This window comes from Pasteuria ramosa, from assembly GCF_056496785.1.
In genome coordinates, this window is record NZ_CP143099.1 from 463,021 (window position 1) to 483,031 (window position 20,011).

Sequence of the window (20,011 nt, forward strand, 5' to 3'; positions counted from 1 at the left end):
ATTTTTTGCGAAGAAATTACTTTAAGTATCTGTTAGATTGGGGTCGAGTATCTTTTCTTTCGGATAAAGACGTCATCTAATGAAGATTGATGATCGACAGATACAGAGTTTCCGCCTAAAAATATAAGGGAAGGCTAGCTGGTTTGGAACGTGGAAATGAGATTTTCAATTATTTGCATGATTATTTATGAGAATATCTTATATGAGTAGGATCATATAACTTTGGAAATTAAAGAAATTTAATTTAGGTATAGGTCCTTTATTATAATCAAAAATCAATAATTTATATTTTTGATTTTTGATATTATATAACGCCGTATGAAAGGAAACTTTCATGTACGGTGTATAGCGAGAAATATTTATATTATTGCTATCGTACGTACGGTTCGGAGTGGGGATTTCTATAAATCCACCCTACAAAACAACGACTTCAGTTAATTTGTCTGCTGGATTAGCGCTTCTGGGTTATAAGGTATTACTTGTTGATATTGATCCGCAAGGTAATACAACGAGTGGCTTAGGTATTGATAAATCACTTGTTCAAAATTGCATATATGATTTATTAATTCATGAAGCTTCTTTGGAAGAGGTTTTATTAGAAACAAGTGTGAATAATTTATACTTGTTGCCTGCAACTTTACAATTAGCTGGTGCAGAGATTGAATTGGCGCAGACGATATCTAGAGAACTGAGATTGAAAAATGCTTTTCAAATGATAAATGATTCTTTTTCCTTTATTATTATTGATTGTCCCCCCTCTTTAGGTGTTATTACCTTAAACGCTTTAACAGCTGCGCAATCGGTTTTGATACCGATTCAATGTGAATTTTATGCTTTGGAAGGTTTAGGTCAATTGCTTCAAACAGTTAGAATTGTCCAGCAGCATTTAAATAAAGATTTGTTCATTGAAGGTGTTTTATTAACCATGTATGATGCTCGTACTAATCTTTCTTCTCAGGTGATGCAAGAAGTTAAAGATTATTTTAATGAAAGAGTTTATCGCACTATTATACCTAGGAATGTACGTTTGTCAGAAGCTCCCAGTCATGGACAATCTATTTTTCAATATGATGCTAGATCTCGAGGTGCCATGTTTTATCAGGACTTGGCTAAGGAGGTAGCTGAAGATGGGCAGTGAGTTGAAAAAAAAGTCTTTCAAGGGACTTGGGAGAGGTCTAGATTCTTTATTACCTTTAGAGGGAGAATCTATTATTCAAGCGTCTATTTCTGCTATGAGGCCTAATCCTTATCAACCACGTTGTCATTTTGATGAAGAAAAATTAAAAGAACTTGTTCAATCTATTATTCATCATGGTATTATTCAGCCACTTGTGGTAAGAAAACAATCTAATTTATATGAAATAATCGTTGGTGAAAGACGATTTCGTGCTGCTAAAATAGCAGGGATGACATCGATTCCTGTTGTAATAAGAATTTTGACAGAAGAACAGATGATGGAGATAGCTTTAATCGAGAATTTGCAGCGGGAAGATTTGAATCCAATTGAAGTTGCTAATGCTTATCGTGTTTTGATGGACAAATTTGGTTTAAAGCAAGAGCAATTAGCTGCCAGGACTGGAAAGAGTCGACCGCATGTTGCTAACATTTTAAGACTTCTTAAGCTTTCTCTGACTATTCAGAATTATGTTTCTTGTGGAACTCTGACAATGGGTCATGCGAGAGCTTTAATCTCATTAAAAGAAGAGGACAAGCAGAAGCAAATAGCGGATAAAGTGATTAAACATGGGATGAGTGTTAGACAGTTAGAAGATCTAGTTCAAAGACTTTTAGTTAAAGAAGATCCCGAAAAAAATGTTAGTAATAAAGCGGTGAATATTTTTCATTCATACGAAGATGTTTTATGTAATTTACTAGATACACCCGTTAAGATCCGTGCTAATAAAAATAAAGAGATGGGTAAAATTGAGATTGTATATAATTCTAAGGACGAATTAGAGCGTATTATGAAGTGTATGAAAGATACTTTGGGTGTGGAGATGTAATTTTTCAAGCTATAATTTTTGTTTTAATTTATGATTTTATGTTTATAAACCAAAAATAACTGCTATGATAAGCAGCTATTTTTGGTTTTTTATTTAATTTGTAAGTGTTTTAAGTTATGATAAAGAGTTTGTCCCAAAACACGTGTAAGAGAGTTTAATAACCTAATCTAATGAACCAAAAGCTATGATAATGGCTATTTTTGTTTTTAAATTACATCATACTAATTGGCGCTATATTAATATTTCTAGGTAAGTCCAACGTATACTTAAAACAATTATTAGTTCTCATTTTAAAATTTATTAAAAAATCATTTTGTGATTTTTTGTTTGATGAATATTTCATATTTATATTTATTATTTATGTAACATTGATAAAATATATAAATTTTCGCTTCAGAGTTGTTTTTTATCTTTTGGTTGTTTGTTTATTGATTTTGTTTATTTTTTTTCTTTATAAATTAATAGTAGTGAATATTTAATATAATTTATTTTTTGATTAAAATTTAGTTTGTTTCTAAATTAAAAATATCTAGATTAAATATCAAGGTAAATCAAACTAAACTAGATTATATTATTTGTTTTTATTTATATCTATAGGTTGATTTACAAGTTTTGAATTATATTTAGTTTTTTATATTCTATATTAAATTTTTTAGAATAAGTTTATTTTTTTATTTTAATCATATTTTTTATGCATTATTGTTTGTTCTTATTTGATTTAATGCGTTTTGTTTCAACATTTCTGATATACCTTTAGCTATAATTTCGGCCATATTGAATACAACGTTCATTCTGACGCGTTTCAATGAATTTAAAGATGATTTCTTCTTATCTCCCACAATACCTAATATATGAGCATGTCCTACAGCGGGTAATTTTTTTTGTACACCTGCACCGGGATATAGAGGTCCGCTCCCTACACGAATATAGCCTATAAGTTCTTTTTTTCCTAAACATGCATCTATAGCTATGATGTGGTTTTTTGGATGTGCCATTTTTATTTTACTAAGTACTGATATCAAATTTTGGGCATGTACAGGCTGGTCTAATGTGCCATATATAACAAGATCAGATATTTTTCGTCGCATTAATAACGATCCTACAAATGGGCCTAAGGAGTCTCCTGGTATACCATCTGATCCTATACATATACAGATTAAAGGGTTGTTTTTGTCCAAAATTTTGTTTTGAGATAACCAATTATTTTCGATCAATGATCCTAACTGGTGATTTTGGTTATTTGATTTGTATTGTTTATAATCGATATATTGGTACTTGCAATTATTGGTTTTATCTAAAGATTTTGCGGTATTTATGATATGCATCTCCTTTCTATACCTTATGTATTTCCAAGTCGATGAATCAGTTTTTTGTAATGCTTGATTTTCACAAGTATCAGTGTGGGTTATAATTTAGATCGCTATACCTCTTTTATGGTTTATTATTTTATTTTTTGAAAAAACAACTTATTTTCAGTTTTGGGATTTTTGTTTATGAGTTTGTGTTAAAGTTGTTTTTTAACTATAATCGATTTTTTTGTTGATATTTTTTAATGTTTTTTTATTCAGATGAACTAATGTTATATGCGTTTTATTTTTAAATTTGATTGTTTTTGTTGTATTTTTTATTTCATGGTTTTTAAATTTAGAGAGGATGTCGTTATTTTGTGGACAGCAGGTATTGTTGGTTTGCCCAATGTTGGTAAATCGACTCTTTTCAATATCATTACTAAATCTCAAGTGGAAGCTCATAATTATCCTTTTTGCACTATTAAACCCAATATTGGTAATGTGATGGTTCCGGATGATCGTTTGCATCAGTTAAAAGAGGCTGTTAATTCGAAGCGTGTTGTACCAACGATTGTACAGTTTGTTGATATTGCTGGTATTGTTAGGGGAGCAAGTAAAGGTGAAGGCTTGGGAAATACTTTTTTAGGTCATATACGTAATGTAGATGTTATCGTCCAGATTTTACGTTGCTTTGAAGATGAAGATATTATTCATTTTGAAGGTAGTGTGGATCCTATACGCGATTTAGAGACAGTTGAGTTAGAGCTTATGTTAGCTGATATAGAAACGATTGAGCGTCGCTTGGATAGACTAAAGTCTAAGCTTAAGTCAGGTGATAAAACATCTAAGATGGAAGTAGCTACGTTAAACAAAGCGTTAGTTTGGTTAGGTGATTTTAAGCTTTTAAAGGATTTAGAGCTTGATGATACAGAAAAATCTTTTTTACAATCTCTTAATTGTTTGTCTCATAAGAAAATGTTATATGTGGTTAATACTAATGATCCAATGACGGATGAAGATTTAGATAAAAATCCTCATTTACAATCTATTAACCAAAGAGCTAAAGAACGTGGGGCAGAAGTAATTTCTATATGTATAAAATTAGAGACCGAAATAGCTAATTTAGATGAAAGTGATAAGAAGGATTTTTTACAGGAGTTAGGTATGCAAGAACCAGCTTTGGATTTATTAATTAGGACCACTTATAATTTGCTCGGATATATTACTTTTTTTACTGCAGGGGAAAAAGAAGTTAGGGCGTGGAATGTTATCCGTGGTTCTGATGCTGTCGAAGCTGCTAGTAAGATTCATACAGATATATCTAGGGGTTTTATTGCTGCTGAGGTTATTTCTTGGCAGGATTTATGTCAATGTGGTTCTTTTAGTAAAGCTAGAGAACAAGGACTTTGTCGTCTTGAAGGCAAACAATATATCATTTGTGATGGGGATGTAATTTTATTTCGTCATAACACTTAATTTTGTTTTCTTTCAGATAAAAGAATCCTATTTTAGGATTTGGTTGCCAAAATTACCTTGCTGTATACCTTACTATTATGTTACAATGTTGCCTGCTGTACGTTTGTTTTTTCACCTTTGTTTTGGTGATTTTTATATATATATTTGAAATTAATTTCGTTTGTTTGAGGGAGGAGGATACTATTGTTGAAAGATAAAGCCTTGTCCATAAGAGAATATGAATTAATGTTTATTATTCGCCCAGATGCAAATGAGGAAATTTTAAAGGGTATACGTACTAATGTCGAGAATATTATCGCTAATTATAGTGGTAAATTAAATGATATTTCTGAAATGGGGAAGCGTCGTTTGTCTTATCCCATTAAGCGTTATCAAGAAGGTATATATATATTATGCAAGTTTTCCGGTCATGAGGAAACAGTCAAAGAATTAAATAGATCAATGTCTATAAATGAGAATGTATTTCGTTATTTAACGACATGTATACCAGCTTAGTTTTTTTTTAAAACGGATGATTTTTATTTTTCACTTCAAGGGGTTGTTTTTTTGCTAAATCGCGTAATACTTATTGGGCGACTTACGCATGATCCGGAACTCCATTCCACTGGTAGTGGAGTTAAATTAGTTCGTTTCAAAGTTGCTGTTAATAGGCGTTTTAGCAATGCACAGGGTGAAAAGGAAGCTGATTTTATTCCTGTGGTTGGATGGCGTAATTTAGCAGAAACATGTGCAAACTACGTGCGCCCATTGAGGTCATTTCTTATTTTCTCTCATATAGCGTATGCTTAGAGAGTACAACACCAACCTTACCAAATAAGCGGAAACGTTTTTTGGGAACATAGCATGGTTTATGTAGGGATATTGCTTATATACAAAGCATATCTGCCTATCTTGAGGTGTTGCTTGGTTTTAAGGCTAAAGCTGAATTGCTTGAATTCTAATCTGAGGTGGGTGTGCACACCCTATATATAAAAGGTAATTTGTATATATAAATTTAAATGTTCAACTTTAGGTAGTTTTAGTTGGATGTTTTTTAAAAATTTTACCGTCTTAAAAATTTTATTTTAAGAAAAAGATGAGTGGGAAGCCTAAGAAACCTGATTTTGGGTAAGTGATGGCAACATGGGGATTACCTAAGTTGGTGTTTGATTTTATTAAACATTTAATAATTGGGATATTTAATAAGTGAAACATTTAATAAGGTAACGGAGTTCCCATATTAGTTTGATTGCAGGAAAGCTGCGTACATGGCGAAGGGGAACAGGTTGTAGTATATGCTCTATTATCATTAAAAGATGTGAGATCTTAATTATTATGATAATACGTGCATTTATTATTAATTAAATGGCTTTATTTATATTTTTATAAAATTAAAGTCATTTTATTATTTTAACAACTGGCGAGCCGTATATATCGAAAGATATCCGTACGGTTCTGAGAAGGAAGATATTTATTCTTTATATGATGAGCATAGAATGGATAAATTTTTCTTATTCTACCTTTCAAAAGGATCATTGGTTGCTGTTGAAGGTCGGATTCAAACGGGTAAATACAACAATCAAGAAGGTGTCACGGTTTATACCACTGATATTGTAGCGGATGATGTACGCTTTTTGGATTCTCGTGGTAGTAGGAGAGAAGATATGGATAGCGGAAATATGATTCCTGACAATAAGTTTTCTAAACCTCAGGATGATAAAGCTAAGAGGCATCAAGATCCGTTTGATGATACAGGGAAAACTGTAGATATTTCTGAGGATGATTTACCTTTTTGACTTATTTTAAAGTAAGCGTAAGGAGGTGTATTCATTGGCTAGGAAACGAGGACATAAAAGGCGTAAGGTTTGTTATTTTACAGTTAATAAGGTCAAGTTTATCGATTATAAAGATACGGATTTATTGCGTAAATTTATAAGTGAAAGAGGTAAAATATTACCTAGACGTGTTACAGGAACATGCGCAAAGTATCAAAGGGGACTTACTTGTGCAGTTAAAAGGGCTAGACAGATGGCACTAATTCCCTATGTTAATGATTGATTCGTATTAATTTTTGCAAACGGGCAGGGGCTGCATTTTTTTTGCTATGGCAACCTCTGTTCTTTCATTATAGAGATAGATAAACTATTAATATATCCTATTATTATTTAAACTAAAAAGATTTAATATTAGGAAGTGATGGGTAATCATATGCTTAGTCCCCGTTTTATGAAATATCAATCCCTTTTTTGGGTATTTTTTGTTTTTGGTCTAAGTTTAGCTATGTTTATCCCTGGAATTAATTTATTTGCTTGGATATATATTTTATTACTCCCATTACCTATCATGATGATTACTATTGTGGATAAATGGTCACTACTATTAACAACGGTGTTTGGTTTATTTATATTTTGGTTCCAATTTGTTAATTTGTTACCTTTTATTACCTGGTTTATTTTGTTAGGTATTTTGATGGGTAAAGTTTATAGTTCAAATAAATATCAGGGTTTTGATGCTATTTTTTTAATTTTGTTGCTTTCTGGTATTTTTAGTATTGTTTGGTGGCTGTTTTTTTCATATGTTTCTTTTTTTGAAGAAACATTACAATTACCTCTCGAAAATATGTGGTTAAAAATAAAGAAAGATATTCTTAGTTACAATGTAGAAGTTTGGAATGAGGAATATCTGGAAAAGGTTAAAGATTTTTGGCTATCGATTATCCCTGTTATTTGGTTGGTAATTACTTCTAGCGCTATTTTTTTGAATTATCATTTGGCGACGTTTTTTTTAAAACGCTTCAATTTACGTATAAATCCTATTCCACCTTTTTATCTTTGGCGTTTTAACAAGAACTTAGTCTATGGTTTTATATTAGCTTTTTTATTATCGGTTTTTATTTCTATAATAAATGAGTCTGCTATATACAATTTAAATATTTTGTTGATTTTTCATATATTGATGGTTATACAAGGATTATCTTTCTTTGTTTTTTTAATATACAAGCGTAAATTGCGTAAGCGATGGTTCTGGTTTTTCAATTTTTTAGTTTTTCTGTATAGTCCTTTATCTGTTGTGTTATTTATTGCTGGCATATTAGATATTTTTTGGCCATTGCGAGATCGCATATCTTCTAAATAATTTATCTTTTTTATCCCCTTTTTGCTAGACGCAATTCCTTTTATATGTTTTTGTTCCTTCATTTTTTGTGCTGTTTTTTAGATTTTTTACATAGTTGAAAATTTTTATAAAAAAACAGAAACATAGGAGTTGCAAACCATATTCGAGTATTCAAGGGGATGTTTATTTCATGTTGAGATTTGAAAAGTATTTTCCCTGTTACTTTATAACGATGTTTACTGGTTTGTTTTCGGGCTTTGTTTGGTTTTTTTGGTTTGGAGAACTAAACGAAGCATTTATTATTTGGGCTTTTTTTTTGTTTAGCATATTTTTGCAATTTTTTTGGGAACGCATTTTACAAAAAGAGCGTTTTAATTATATATTGTCGATTAATAAGACAATTAAAGAAAACACCTGTCAAGCTTTAGGTCACTTGCCGGTGGGTATTATTTTTTATGATGAGAATATGAAAATTGTTTGGTACAATTCATATATTTCTAATATAAATTCATCGACGCCTAAAGATATAATTTTAGGTCTATATGTTAGAGATATTTTTACTGATTGGGATCCGTCTTTTTTACAGATGTCTGTTCGTCTAGCGGATAGAACGTATAATTTAGAAAATGATCCTGTTAAGCGTTTCTTGATTGTACAAGATTGTTCTAAGTTGGAGATGTTGCAGAAGAAATGTGAGAATGAAAAAACAACTTTTGGTTTTTTGCATATCGACAACTACGATGAAGCTAGTCGGACCTTACCTGATCAAGAAAGTGCTCTTTTATTATCTAAAGTTGTTATTTCGTTATCTGATTGGTCTTCTGATTATGATATTATTATGAAAAGCATAGATACTGATCGGATGTTCTTTGTATTGAACAATCGTTCTTTGGAACGTCTTATTGATTCGCGTTTTCAAATTCTTAAGCGTATACGTGAAGTAACTTCTTATTGTCGTATACCAATAACGATAAGTATGGGTATTGCTAATATAGGGCGTACTTATTTAGAACGTTCCCAACACGCACAGAAAGCTTTAGAATTAGTACTTTCGCGGGGAGGGGACCAAGTTGCTATTCATTCCGGTGAAAAAATTAATTTTTATGGAGGACATAGCAATGCTGTTGAAAAGAAAACACGTGTATGGGTTAGGACGATTGCTCATAGTTTAGTAAATTTAGTGCGTAAAAATGAATGTGTGTTGATTATGGGCCATGTAAATACAGATCTTGATGCATTTGGGGCGTCTCTTGGGGTGGCTAGTTTAGTTTCTTTACATGGAAAAAAAGCGCTTATTTTATTAGACGAGTCTTCATCATCGATATCTTATCTGATAAAATTAATCCAAGGACATGAAACATTATCTAACTTTTTAATAGACGAGAAGCGTGCTAAATTTTTAGCTGAAGATCCTAATACATTGGTTGTTTTAGTTGATACACATATACCGCGACTTGCTGTTTCACCTAAAGTTTTAGAATTAGCCCAAGGTCGTGTTGTTGTTTTAGATCATCATCGTCGTGGAGAAGAGTTTGTAAAAGATCCTTTGTTGGTTTATTTAGAGTCATCTGCTTCATCAACTTGTGAATTAGTGGCAGAGCTTTTACAATATCAAGGAAGTCGTTTGTTTTTAGACCCATTAGTTTCAACTGCTTTAATGGCCGGAATTATCGTTGATACCCATCATTTTTCTGTTAGGACTGGGTCGCGAACCTTTGATGCTGCTTCTTTTTTGAGGCGATGCGGGGCCGATTTATCTTTAGTGGGTCATTTGTTAGAAGAAGATTGGGATCACTATATTCTTCGGTCTAAGTTAGTCCAAAGTGCTTTCTTTTTTTCAGAAGATATCTCTATTGTGGTGGCTGATGAAGATCAATTGATTGATCAATTAATCATTGCCCAAGTTTCTGATACACTTTTGTCTATGCGTGGGGTAGAAGCTTCATTTGTTGTTGCTAAGAGAATCGATGGTTTGATTGCTATTAGCGCTCGTTCTTCTGGCCATTACAATGTGCAAGTTTTAATGGAAGAGATGGGCGGTGGCGGTCATTTGACTCACGCAGCTTGCCAGTTGAAAGATATTTCTTTGTCACAGGCTAAAGTGAAATTGTTATCAGTATTAAAAAAATATATTTAATATTAGGAAGGTGTGTTTTATAATGGGATTTATGCAAGTTATTTTGTTAGAACAGATAAATCGCTTAGGTAAAAAAGGTGATGTAGTTAATGTTACCCGCGGTTATGGTCGGAATTTTTTGTTACCGAGGAAATTGGCTGAACTAGCTAATAAAGGTAATTTGAAGACTTTGGAACAACGAAAAATTCTGGATCAAAAAGAGGAAGAGAAGCAAATTGCTATGGCTAAAAGGATATCGAGCAAGTTATCGGAATCGGATATTACTGTAGGTTTGAAAATGGGTAAAGATGGTAAATCATTTGGTTCTGTTACATCAGCGGATGTTTGTAAATCTATTGAAGAGCAGTTCGGTATTTCCTTGGACAAGAAAAAGGTTGTTAAAACAACAGAATCAATACGTAATCTAGGTACTTATCAAATGGAAATTCGTTTACATCCAAAACATGTTGCTAAAATTAACGTTAAGATTGTATCAGATGATATTAATTAATTTTTATGTTATTTAAATAATAAAATGGCGATGAATTAAATTAATAAGCTATATTATAGATATTTTTTCATATATTTTATATAAATTTCCAACACGATTTTTGGGTATTATTTATTTAAATGGGAGCTGTTTTAAATGGTTACCGCTTTAGATAATCGTGTACCCCCTCAAGATACGGAAGCGGAACAGGCTGTTTTAGGATCAATCATTCTAGATTCAAGTGTTTTTTTTCTTGTGGGAGATCGTTTGCAGGCAAATGATTTTTATGTACCTTCTCATAAAGAATTATTTTTTGCTTTGCAGCGTATGTCTTTATCAGGTAGCGCTATTGATGTTTTGACATTGACTTCTCAACTTCGTGATCATGATAAATTGACAGCTGTAGGAGGCGTGGCATATTTATCTCAGTTAGTTCGCGCTGTACCTACAGTTGCCAATGTTGAATACTATGCTAAAAGAGTTGAGGAGAAATCACTTTTAAGACGTTTGATTTCTGCGGCCACTGATGTGGTTAAATTAGGCTATGAATCTTATGATGATATATCTCAGATTTTAGATACAGCAGAGAAAAAAATTTTAGATTTATCTAAAAATCGTCTTTCGGGTGATATGTTACCTTTGCATGATGTTCTTATGTCTTCTTATGATCAATTATCTTCTATTTCTAAAAATAAAGATGATATGCTTAATTGTTTATCTACTGGTTTTGTTGATCTAGATAAAATTATTTCTGGACTACGAAGTTCTGATCTTTTTATTTTAGCTGCGCGTCCCAGTATGGGTAAAACAGCATTAGCGTTAAATTTAGCCCAAAATATAGCTATTCGTTCCAAAAAAATTGTTGCTATCTTTACTTTTGAGATGTCTGCGCCTCAGTTAGCGCTACGTATGCTTTCTTCTGAAGGGTCAATTGATGCGCAAGTTTTTCGTACGGGTGAGTTGCAGGATAGTGATTGGGAAAAGTTAGCTATGGCGATAGGTGTGTTAGCTGAAGCTCCTATTTTTATTGATGATACTCCTGGATCAACGATCTTTGATATGCGCGCTAAGTTGCGTCGTTTGAAGTCGCGTCAAGGGTTGGATTTAGTTATTATTGATTATTTGCAGTTGATTACAGGGAGAGGTAAAGATAATAGGCAGCAAGAAATTTCTGATATCTCTCGTGCATTGAAATTAATGGCCCGTGAGTTTGATGTTCCTATTTTAGCGCTTTCTCAGTTGTCTCGAGCTGTTGAGCAAAGACAAGATAAGCACCCTATGTTGTCTGATTTGCGTGAATCCGGTTCTATTGAGCAAGATGCGGATGTGGTTGCTTTTTTATATAGAGAAGATTATTATGATTTAGAAACAGAAAAAAAGAATATAGTGGAAATAGTTATTGGTAAACAACGTAATGGTCCTACAGGTAAGATAGAGTTATTATTTTTAAAAAATTACAATAAGTTTTTAAGTTTTGATAAAGGTAGTTGAGTTGTTTTTATGTATATAATTTGACTATTTTAAAGTGTTAAAATAAATAAAACCAATAATTCATCAAATTCATCTACATATTGATGATCAAACACGGTTTGGTAGGGGTGTTAAGCAAGTGACTACAGTAGCTATTGTCGGCATGCAGTGGGGTGATGAAGGTAAGGGTAAGGTCACCGATTTTTGGTCTCAGAAAGCTGATTTAGTTGTAAGATGTCAAGGTGGTAATAATGCTGGTCATACCATTCATACATCAAGCGGTCTCTATAAACTTCACCTATTACCTTCTGGTATCTTACATCCCGATACGGATTGTATCATTGGCAATGGGGTTGTAATTGATCCACTCGCATTGGCCGAGGAGATATTATCTTTAGAAAAAATTACAGGTAAAAAAATTAATAATCTTTTCATTTCCGAGCGAGCCCATCTTATTCTTCCTACACATTGTTGGTTAGATGCTTCAGAAGAGAGTTTGCGTGATTTTAATCGTATCGGTACTACAGGTAAAGGTATCGGACCTGCATATAGTGATAAAGTATCACGTAATGGATTAAGAGTTATTGATATGAAGGATCCTCATAAATTTTTAACTAAGTTACGTAAATGTTGGAATCATCATTTACGTATGAAAGTTTTGTATGATACTGCTCCACCTATATTGACGACAGAGATTGAGGCATCTTATATTAAAGCAGCTACGTTACTTTCATCCCGTATAACAGATATATCTGTCCTTTTGTCTTCAGCTATAGCTAATAATTTGAAAATCATTTTTGAAGGTGCTCAAGGAGCTATGCTGGATTTAGATCATGGTACTTATCCTTTCGTAACTTCTTCTAATCCAACTATTGGTGGCATATGTGTTGGATCAGGCGTTGGTCCAAAACATATTAAACGGGTTTTAGGAGTCTTGAAAGCATACAGTACACGTGTGGGTGATGGACCTTTGTTAACGGAATTAGATAATGATACAGGCTCTTATATACGCGAAGCTGGTAAAGAATATGGTACAACTACTGGTCGTGCGCGTCGTATTGGTTGGTTTGATGCTGTTGCTGCTAAGTACATAAGTTTTATTAATGGTGTTACAGATTTATCAATACATTCTTTAGATGTATTGACAGGATTACCTCAAGTAGCTATTTGTGTTGCTTATGAATTGAATGGCAAAAAAATCAACACTTATCCTGCTGATTGCGAAGAATTATCTATGTGTAAGCCTGTTTATGAATATTATCCAGGTTGGAAAGTAGATGTTGATCGTATAACTTCATTCGATGATTTACCTCAAGAGGCTTTGGATTATCTGAAGCGCATAGAAACTTTATTAGATACTCGTGTATCAATGGTTTCTTTTGGTTCCCATCGTGATGCTACATTTATTTTGAATTCTATTTTCAATTGATTCTTTAGAATTAATCTATTTTTTATTATAGATAAAAATAAGCAGAAAATTATGTACTTTTTATTTTATAGATACATTTAAAAATCCAATAAGTATTACATAGATGGATTTTTAAATGTTATTTTAATTGTAATACATCAAGATTGTTATTAAAATTTTGGTGATTGTTAATTATTGAATTTGCTATATATAAAATTTCATTAATAGGCAAAGCAAATCCTAAACCTTCAGCACCAATTTGTTTGATTTTTGAACTTGTTACACCTATTACTTCGCTTTTGCTGTTTAATACAGCTCCGCCGCTATTACCGCTGTTAATAGCGGCATCAGTCTGGATAACGTTTATTAAATTAGATTGAATGGGATTTGTAATCTTAGTCATTGAACTGACAATACCAAATGTTATGGAAACACCTAAATTTAAAGGGTTACCAATTACATAAATCGATTCACCTATTTTAATATTATTAGAATTGCCTATTAAAGCTGGTTCAATTTCTAAATTTGGTTTGAACTCTGTTTCAAGGATAGCTAAATCATTTTCTTTATTTTGTCCGATTATTTTAGCTAGAATAAACTGAGGGTTCATATCAGTGTTTGAAGATGTTTTTAGTTCAATAATATCCACATCTTCTACAACATGATAATTAGTTATAATATATATTTTATTATTCTTTATTTGGTATATAATTCCTGAACCTGTATTTTTGATGTTTATACTGGTATTTTTGTGATTTTTTTTGAAGCCCTGAATAGATATTATAGATTTCTTAGCCCTGGGATATGTTTTTGTTATATTTTCCTGGATTATGTTTTTTTCATTTAGATTAATATTAGCTATAGGATAGGTATTATTTTTTTTATAATCATTATTAATTTTATCTAATGAAATATTGTTATCATTGTTCATATATTTAATTAATGAATAAGTTAATAAAGTGTTTAATATTAACGATGATAATAATATTAATATTATTTTTTTTGTTAGATTTTTTTTATTATATTTTTTTTCGCATGATTTATTAACTTTATTTTTTTGGATTTTTCTATATATTTGCGATATTATTTTTTTTATTTGCATACCTCACCTACTCGATTGATTTATTAGATATTTTAATTTTTATCGATATATTTAATATTTTAAATACAGGATATCATATTATTTTATATCTTGCAATTAATGTTTTTATGATTTTTGAATACAAATATATTTTATTTTATATTTAAATTTTATATAATGACTTATAGTATTATTTTTTCTGGCCAAAATTTGTGTATTATATTAATATATGTTTGTTGGTTTTAATTTTTTTTGGTTTTGGACAAGTATTATGACTGTCAGTTGTATTACTTTGGAGGTGATTATTTCTTTGCGCTGCAGTGTGCTCGCTAGTGGTAGTTCTGGTAATTCTGTACTTGTAGGTTTAGGAGGTAAGTTGGTTCTAATTGATCTGGGTATTAGTTATTTACAGTTATGTAAACGATTAGCTACTTTGGCATTAAATGTTCAAGATATAGATGCTATTTTTATCACGCATGAACATATGGATCATGTGCGTGGTGTGCGTACTTTTCTAAATAAGCATGATGTACCTGTTTATTTAAACAAGGACACATATGCTGCTATTTCTGAAAGATTAAAACCGGTGTCCCAGGAAAATATTTTGTTTTTTCCGCCCGATACGGTGCTGGATTTAGATCAATTTAAAGTGTATGCTTTTTCGATTTCTCATGATGCTGCTCATCCTGTTGGCTATCGTTTAACATGCAACCGACAGTTTTCCATATCTGTGGTCACAGATATTGGTTATGTTAGTTCTCATGTTCATAAAGCTGTTATAGGTTCTCATATTTTAGTTTGGGAGTTTAATCATGATGTTGCAATGTTATGTAGTGGAAGATATCCTTGGAATATTAAAAAACGTATTTTGAGTTGCAAAGGTCATTTGTCAAATGAAGAATCCGCACATGCTTTGTGTAAAATATTGGATAACAGTAAAAATGATCATCATATATATTTAGCTCATTTAAGTAAAGAACATAATGTGTATGAATTGGCATATAATACAGTTAAAAATTATTTATCTATCGATGCAGATGATGAAAAAATAAAATTATTCCCCACTTATTCAGATAAAGCAACGCCTTTAAGGGCTATTTCTGGTGTGTTTTGAAAATCATATTCAATTCAGGCGGATGTCTTCCTTGATGATATAATTTATATTTATAAATTTTAATACATCTGAAGGAGGAATTTTTTTTGGATAAACGTGTTTTGCGATTAAAAAAATCACTTAAGGATAAACGGTTGATTTTTTTTGTTACATTTACTTCAATGATTACAGGTTTTATGGCAGCTATTTTTTTTTATACCCCTAAAGTTTATGAACCTAAGATGACTTCTTCTGTTTTACAAAATAAAGTTGAGAGAAATAATATTGATGAAAAAAATGTATCTGTGACATCTGCTATTCAAAAAGCTCGTCCTTCTGTTGTGGGGATTTTAGTAGGTAAGGACTTGTCTAACAATGATAATACTTTTTTTGCTGAAAAGAATTTGTTGTCTAGTGCTGCATCAGGTATAGTTTTTTCTTTGAAAGATAACGAAGCTCATATTTTGACGAATCAACATGTGGTAGCTAATTTAAAGGGCCCTATTAATATTTTGTTGGTCAATAATCAACTAAGTGATTTTAATTTACCTGCTAGGTGGTTTGTTCAGGCAGATATTATAGGTGTAGATGTTATGACTGATATCGCTGTTTTAAAGGCTAAGTTACCAGAAGAGGCCATTAAGAACGGTAGTGTTCAGGCTGCTGAAGTTGCTGATTCAGATAGCTTAGTTGAAGGTGAAACAGCTGTGGCTATAGGTTTTTTAGGAGGTTCTCGCCAGGTATATTCAAGGGGTATCGTAGGTCCTTTGTCGGTTATGGAATCAGGTTTAGATATTTATAAAGAAGATGTTGGTAGATATATTCAAACCGATGCTGTTATTAATCCAGGTAACAGTGGAGGGGCATTGATTAATAATCTTGGTAAAATTATTGGTATGAACACAGCTAAGTTAGTTGGAGATAAGATCGAAGGTGTTGGTTTTGCTATTCCGTCTAATCTTGTTTTTAAGGCATATAAAGATATATTGAAATATGGAAGTTTAAACAGAGGATATCTAGGTTTAAAAGTTTTACCGGCATATTATGCTAAACAAAACGGAATTGTTGATATTGATATCAATGAGGGCTTAGTTATTGTCGAAGTTAATGAAAAAAGTTCTGCAGAAGAAGCAGGTTTAAAACCCGGCGATGTTATTGTTGGAGCTAAATTTGGCCACAGAGAGTATCGTTTAGGTACAAATAAGATTTTGAATTCTTTGCTTAGTCAATATACTTCACCAGGTTATACAATACGTTTATTATATTATCCTAAAGGAGTAAAAGAATTGGTTGAAAAAGAGATATCTATGCGAAAAAAAGGCTATTAAATATTATTGAATACAATTAGATGATATTTATAACTTTAAAGCTATTTTTGTATATACATAGTATATAAGAAACATATTTTGTCTTTATTTATTTTTAATGAATTTTTGTTTTTTATTATGAATATATAATTATTTATAAATATATATGTTTATTAGATAATATTTTTGGTGGATATTTAGATTTTTTAACAAGTATAAAATTTTATTTTATATGATTTTATACTAAAAGGAGTTTTTTATGGATCATATTTATCCTCAATTATAAAATAAATTATTTAAACAAAAATTATTACTTCAAAATCCTCTTTTAAATCCTCATATACCTAAAACGAGACTTTTTTCTTCGAAAAATTTAAATTGGTTTTTAAATAATTATGGTTCTTTTGTATTAAAGCCTAATCATAGTACACGTGGTAGGGGTGTTTTTAAAATTAAAATTTATTAGCCTGATTATATATGTGTTATCTATGGTAATCCAGGAGCGAAAATGGAAATTATCTTTTAAGGATTTGCGTATGTGGGTAGATAAAAAATACGCATTCCGAATTTTTATTTAATTCAGCAATCTATCAAGTTAGTTACATATGTCAAATATAAATTTGATTTTAGGTTTATTTTGCAAAAAAAGCTTGGTGTATGTAAGGTGACAGCTTCTTGTGCATAATTATTAATTAGTGAAAAAATGATAACCAATTTTTTGCATAGGGTGTCCGTATAAATTATCAGATATGTTCGATAATGAAGAAGGGCGCCTTTTTGGATTGGAATATATTATTAATGTCATATTTGTAATTATTGATTATGTTTTCCATAAAGAATTTCCTTGTATCTGTGGACTTAGATTTTATATGGGTATGGACTTGAATGGTAAGATGTGGATTTTTGAAGTAAATACACGACCTAGTGTTAATGTTTTTAAGCTAACGGTTGTAAATGATGATTATTATACAAGACTTTTGGTTAACCTTAAGACGACATAATAATCATTATTTATCATTATTCATTTATCATTATTAATTTATAATATTATATGTATATAAATAATGAAAATTTAATTTTAATTTATTTAAAATATTATATTATTTGTTTTGAAAAATCCGAATATTAAATCATATCAAAAAAATTAAATTTCTTTTTCATAATCTATAAATATTTAATTTAGACTTATATATAAACTTAAATATAAAAAAAAAAATTCTTGCTATATAAATGAATTTTTTTCATAGACATTATATTGATATATTATTTTTGATTTATCTATATGGAGACAATGTAGAAGGTTTCTGATTCTCTGAGCAACTATAGTTGTTACAATGAAAAAATATTTTTTTGTTTATTTTCTTGATTTTGATATGTATATTAAATACAATTTGTGTTATAGTAATTTTGGTTCAACAAAAGATTATATGCACTTTGTTTTTTTACCTATAATTACCTCAGTACATTTTTGATAAAATATCAAATATTATGATTTTTCTTTTTATGATGAGTATATTTTAATTTTGAGCCATTATAATGTGACGCTTTTTTGGAAACATAAAAGATATTGTTTTATAAAAACTAATATTTATATTGTATGCTCTATTATTAGTTTTAAGTTTCATTACTTTCGGTTCAACCCAAATATCATTTTTCAAATTATAAATATTGTTTAAACTTGAAAAATTTTTGTGTTTTTTATATAATGTATCCTGTTGGGTTGATTTCCCTTTATTTATTCAAAATTTTGATTTCCTTATTTTTATTTGATATTAGTTGATTCCGATTAATACTATAATTTTATGTTTTTATGTTTTTATGTGCAGGTATTTTTGTATGTTTTAGCAAAGGTGTATAAAAGCTGTATATTTGATATCTTGAATAACTCTAATTTTCTAAACTTATATTTAGACTATTTTAACTAGAATATTTGTTGCTTTTTTAGAATAAGTTTTTTTGTTAAAAATTTTTCATCAGATTGTGTTATATAGATTTATATTAGGATATATATAGGTTAGCATCAAATAAATGACGAATAATATTAATGTAGTTTCTTTGTAGATAATTGCAAAGTCTCTCATTATTCGACAAACTTTTCTGTTGACTAAGATATTTTAAAACTGTTACCATTTATATAAATTCAATAAATGGAAAATTTTTTATAAATGCCGGAGGTGCTGAACTATGTCTTCAATTACTGTGGGTGTGTATTTAGGGAAGAAGGACCGTATAGTTCGTTATTGGTATGAAATTCTTCCTAAAGGTCAATTCCCGATGCTTGTAAAATACTGTTTGCAATCTTATTTATGTCGTAAGAAGTTTTTTCCTTTGCATACTATTTGTGATCCTAGATCTTTGAAAGAACAGACAGATAAAAGATCAGAGTATGTACCTACACAAAGAAATGTGACCTTTTGCAAAGAAGATGGTAGTACATATTACTGGGTTGTAAATATAGGTAGTGGCTATCGTAGTGAAGCTATTAAGTCTATCTTAAGAGAAACAGTAGTTAGTACTTTGTTGAATTGCAAGGTATCCTATCCTCAACAAAGAGGTGTAGTACCACCTGTTTTTGGTGTTGATGCTCCTGTTTTTGGTGTTGATCCACGTGGTAATCCTGGTATTCCTTATGGTCCCGGTAGCAATGGTAATTTTGTTCCTGAAGATGCTGCTGGTGCTAGCAATATAGTTGTACCTGGTATGGATGTTGTATCTAACTCTATTCATGAACATGGAGAAGATAATAATTATCGTGCATGGGGGGACAAGCTACCTGAAGGTGTTGATGCTTCTCCATCTATGCGTGAAGATGAAGACATGAAAGTTTCTGATGATGTTTCAGATATGTCCAAGTCTCGAAAGCCTGTTTATCCTATGTCTTTAGGCTAATTTTTTAGATATTTATTTGTTTTTTTTCTTCTAATTTAACGGATTGGTAGGGGATGAATGACACTGTTCATCTTAAATTTTGAGTTTGGACGGTCATTTTATTTTTACATTATCCATACAAAGAACTTTTATATTTTTTCCAGTTTTTGGTTTTTAATTAATTTTAGGTATTTTGGATAAATTTCATTCTTATCATGGTATTTATTTGAAGATACAAAAATCCAATCAGATGTATATTTTGATTGGATTTTTTGATGTGAAATTATAATTTATCTTATTTATATTTTATTTCCTAG

At 30.7% G+C, this 20,011-nt stretch carries 17 protein-coding genes and 2 pseudogenes; 17 read left to right on the forward strand and 2 right to left on the reverse strand.

Annotated elements, in window-relative coordinates; all coding sequences use genetic code 11:
• Positions 1-367 precede the first annotated feature (367 nt).
• On the forward strand, positions 368-1,138 hold the full coding sequence (locus tag VS182_RS02070) for a ParA family protein (RefSeq protein ID WP_479484870.1): 771 nt from the start codon (positions 368-370) through the stop codon (positions 1,136-1,138).
• A complete protein-coding gene (locus tag VS182_RS02075; RefSeq protein WP_479484871.1) occupies positions 1,128-2,003 on the forward strand; it encodes a ParB/RepB/Spo0J family partition protein in 876 nt (291 codons plus the stop codon). The genes VS182_RS02070 and VS182_RS02075 overlap by 11 nt, the downstream gene beginning before the upstream one ends.
• Before the next feature lie 689 nt (positions 2,004-2,692).
• Here VS182_RS02075 and yyaC read toward each other — a convergent pair.
• On the reverse strand, positions 2,693-3,328 hold the full coding sequence (gene yyaC, locus VS182_RS02080) for a spore protease YyaC (protein ID WP_479484872.1): 636 nt from the start codon (positions 3,326-3,328) through the stop codon (positions 2,693-2,695).
• Between the two features lie 336 nt (positions 3,329-3,664).
• Here yyaC and ychF point away from each other — a divergent pair, with 336 nt between their 5' ends.
• From ychF to VS182_RS02130, 10 genes and pseudogenes are all read left to right on the forward strand, one after another.
• Positions 3,665-4,768, forward strand: a complete 1,104-nt coding sequence (gene ychF / locus VS182_RS02085) for a redox-regulated ATPase YchF (protein WP_479485121.1) — start codon at positions 3,665-3,667, stop codon at positions 4,766-4,768.
• Positions 4,769-4,993: 225 nt separating this feature from the next.
• Complete coding sequence (rpsF, locus tag VS182_RS02090; protein WP_479492688.1) at positions 4,994-5,263, forward strand: 30S ribosomal protein S6; 270 nt, start codon at positions 4,994-4,996, stop codon at positions 5,261-5,263.
• 51 nt (positions 5,264-5,314) lie between these two features.
• Positions 5,315-5,512, forward strand: a pseudogene (locus tag VS182_RS02095) (single-stranded DNA-binding protein); the annotation flags it as partial.
• 752 nt (positions 5,513-6,264) lie between these two features.
• Positions 6,265-6,543: pseudogene (gene ssb / locus VS182_RS02100) on the forward strand (single-stranded DNA-binding protein); the annotation flags it as partial.
• A gap of 34 nt (positions 6,544-6,577) precedes the next feature.
• A complete protein-coding gene (gene rpsR, locus VS182_RS02105) occupies positions 6,578-6,805 on the forward strand; it encodes a 30S ribosomal protein S18 (protein WP_479484873.1) in 228 nt (75 codons plus the stop codon).
• A gap of 168 nt (positions 6,806-6,973) precedes the next feature.
• On the forward strand, positions 6,974-7,882 hold the full coding sequence (locus VS182_RS02110) for a DUF2232 domain-containing protein (protein WP_479492689.1): 909 nt from the start codon (positions 6,974-6,976) through the stop codon (positions 7,880-7,882).
• 169 nt (positions 7,883-8,051) lie between these two features.
• Positions 8,052-9,998: a DHH family phosphoesterase gene (locus tag VS182_RS02115; RefSeq protein ID WP_479484875.1), complete on the forward strand. Its 1,947-nt coding sequence runs from the start codon at positions 8,052-8,054 to the stop codon at positions 9,996-9,998.
• Between the two features lie 22 nt (positions 9,999-10,020).
• Entirely contained in the window at positions 10,021-10,488 is a 468-nt protein-coding gene (gene rplI, locus VS182_RS02120) for a 50S ribosomal protein L9 (protein ID WP_479484876.1), read from the forward strand.
• A gap of 135 nt (positions 10,489-10,623) precedes the next feature.
• A complete protein-coding gene (dnaB, locus tag VS182_RS02125; RefSeq protein ID WP_479484877.1) occupies positions 10,624-11,958 on the forward strand; it encodes a replicative DNA helicase in 1,335 nt (444 codons plus the stop codon).
• Between the two features lie 118 nt (positions 11,959-12,076).
• Positions 12,077-13,366: an adenylosuccinate synthase gene (locus VS182_RS02130; RefSeq protein ID WP_479484878.1), complete on the forward strand. Its 1,290-nt coding sequence runs from the start codon at positions 12,077-12,079 to the stop codon at positions 13,364-13,366.
• A gap of 118 nt (positions 13,367-13,484) precedes the next feature.
• Here the strand turns inward: VS182_RS02130 and VS182_RS02135 are convergent, their stop codons facing one another.
• On the reverse strand, positions 13,485-14,447 hold the full coding sequence (locus VS182_RS02135) for a S1C family serine protease (protein WP_479484879.1): 963 nt from the start codon (positions 14,445-14,447) through the stop codon (positions 13,485-13,487).
• Positions 14,448-14,697: 250 nt separating this feature from the next.
• Between VS182_RS02135 and VS182_RS02140 the strand changes: the two genes are divergently transcribed.
• From VS182_RS02140 to VS182_RS02160, 5 genes are all read left to right on the forward strand, one after another.
• Positions 14,698-15,540 (forward strand): MBL fold metallo-hydrolase, encoded by an 843-nt coding sequence (locus VS182_RS02140; protein WP_479492690.1) that lies wholly within the window; start codon positions 14,698-14,700, stop codon positions 15,538-15,540.
• A gap of 86 nt (positions 15,541-15,626) precedes the next feature.
• Entirely contained in the window at positions 15,627-16,847 is a 1,221-nt protein-coding gene (locus VS182_RS02145) for a trypsin-like peptidase domain-containing protein (protein ID WP_479484881.1), read from the forward strand.
• Positions 16,848-17,166: 319 nt separating this feature from the next.
• Positions 17,167-17,292: a YheC/YheD family protein gene (locus VS182_RS02150; protein WP_479492781.1), complete on the forward strand. Its 126-nt coding sequence runs from the start codon at positions 17,167-17,169 to the stop codon at positions 17,290-17,292.
• A gap of 403 nt (positions 17,293-17,695) precedes the next feature.
• Entirely contained in the window at positions 17,696-17,827 is a 132-nt protein-coding gene (locus tag VS182_RS02155; RefSeq protein ID WP_479488813.1) for a hypothetical protein, read from the forward strand.
• A 1,183-nt stretch (positions 17,828-19,010) separates the two neighbouring features.
• Positions 19,011-19,715, forward strand: coding sequence for a hypothetical protein (locus VS182_RS02160; protein WP_479484882.1), 705 nt, complete (start codon positions 19,011-19,013; stop codon positions 19,713-19,715).
• Positions 19,716-20,011: the final 296 nt, after the last annotated feature.

Excerpts from the sequence above, each read along its gene's own strand:
- VS182_RS02110 (WP_479492689.1), top strand. The coding sequence starts at position 6,974 with ATGAAATATCAATCCCTTTTTTGGGTATTTTTTGTTTTTGGTCTAAGT.
- VS182_RS02140 (WP_479492690.1), top strand. The coding sequence starts at position 14,698 with ATGACTGTCAGTTGTATTACTTTGGAGGTGATTATTTCTTTGCGCTGC.
- VS182_RS02135 (WP_479484879.1), bottom strand. The coding sequence starts at position 14,447 with ATGCAAATAAAAAAAATAATATCGCAAATATATAGAAAAATCCAAAAA.
- yyaC (WP_479484872.1), bottom strand. The coding sequence starts at position 3,328 with ATGCATATCATAAATACCGCAAAATCTTTAGATAAAACCAATAATTGC.
- VS182_RS02155 (WP_479488813.1), top strand. The coding sequence starts at position 17,696 with ATGGGTATGGACTTGAATGGTAAGATGTGGATTTTTGAAGTAAATACA.
- rpsF (WP_479492688.1), top strand. The coding sequence starts at position 4,994 with ATGTTTATTATTCGCCCAGATGCAAATGAGGAAATTTTAAAGGGTATA.
- dnaB (WP_479484877.1), top strand. The coding sequence starts at position 10,624 with ATGGTTACCGCTTTAGATAATCGTGTACCCCCTCAAGATACGGAAGCG.
- VS182_RS02160 (WP_479484882.1), top strand. The coding sequence starts at position 19,011 with ATGTCTTCAATTACTGTGGGTGTGTATTTAGGGAAGAAGGACCGTATA.
- VS182_RS02115 (WP_479484875.1), top strand. The coding sequence starts at position 8,052 with ATGTTGAGATTTGAAAAGTATTTTCCCTGTTACTTTATAACGATGTTT.
- VS182_RS02075 (WP_479484871.1), top strand. The coding sequence starts at position 1,128 with ATGGGCAGTGAGTTGAAAAAAAAGTCTTTCAAGGGACTTGGGAGAGGT.
- rplI (WP_479484876.1), top strand. The coding sequence starts at position 10,021 with ATGGGATTTATGCAAGTTATTTTGTTAGAACAGATAAATCGCTTAGGT.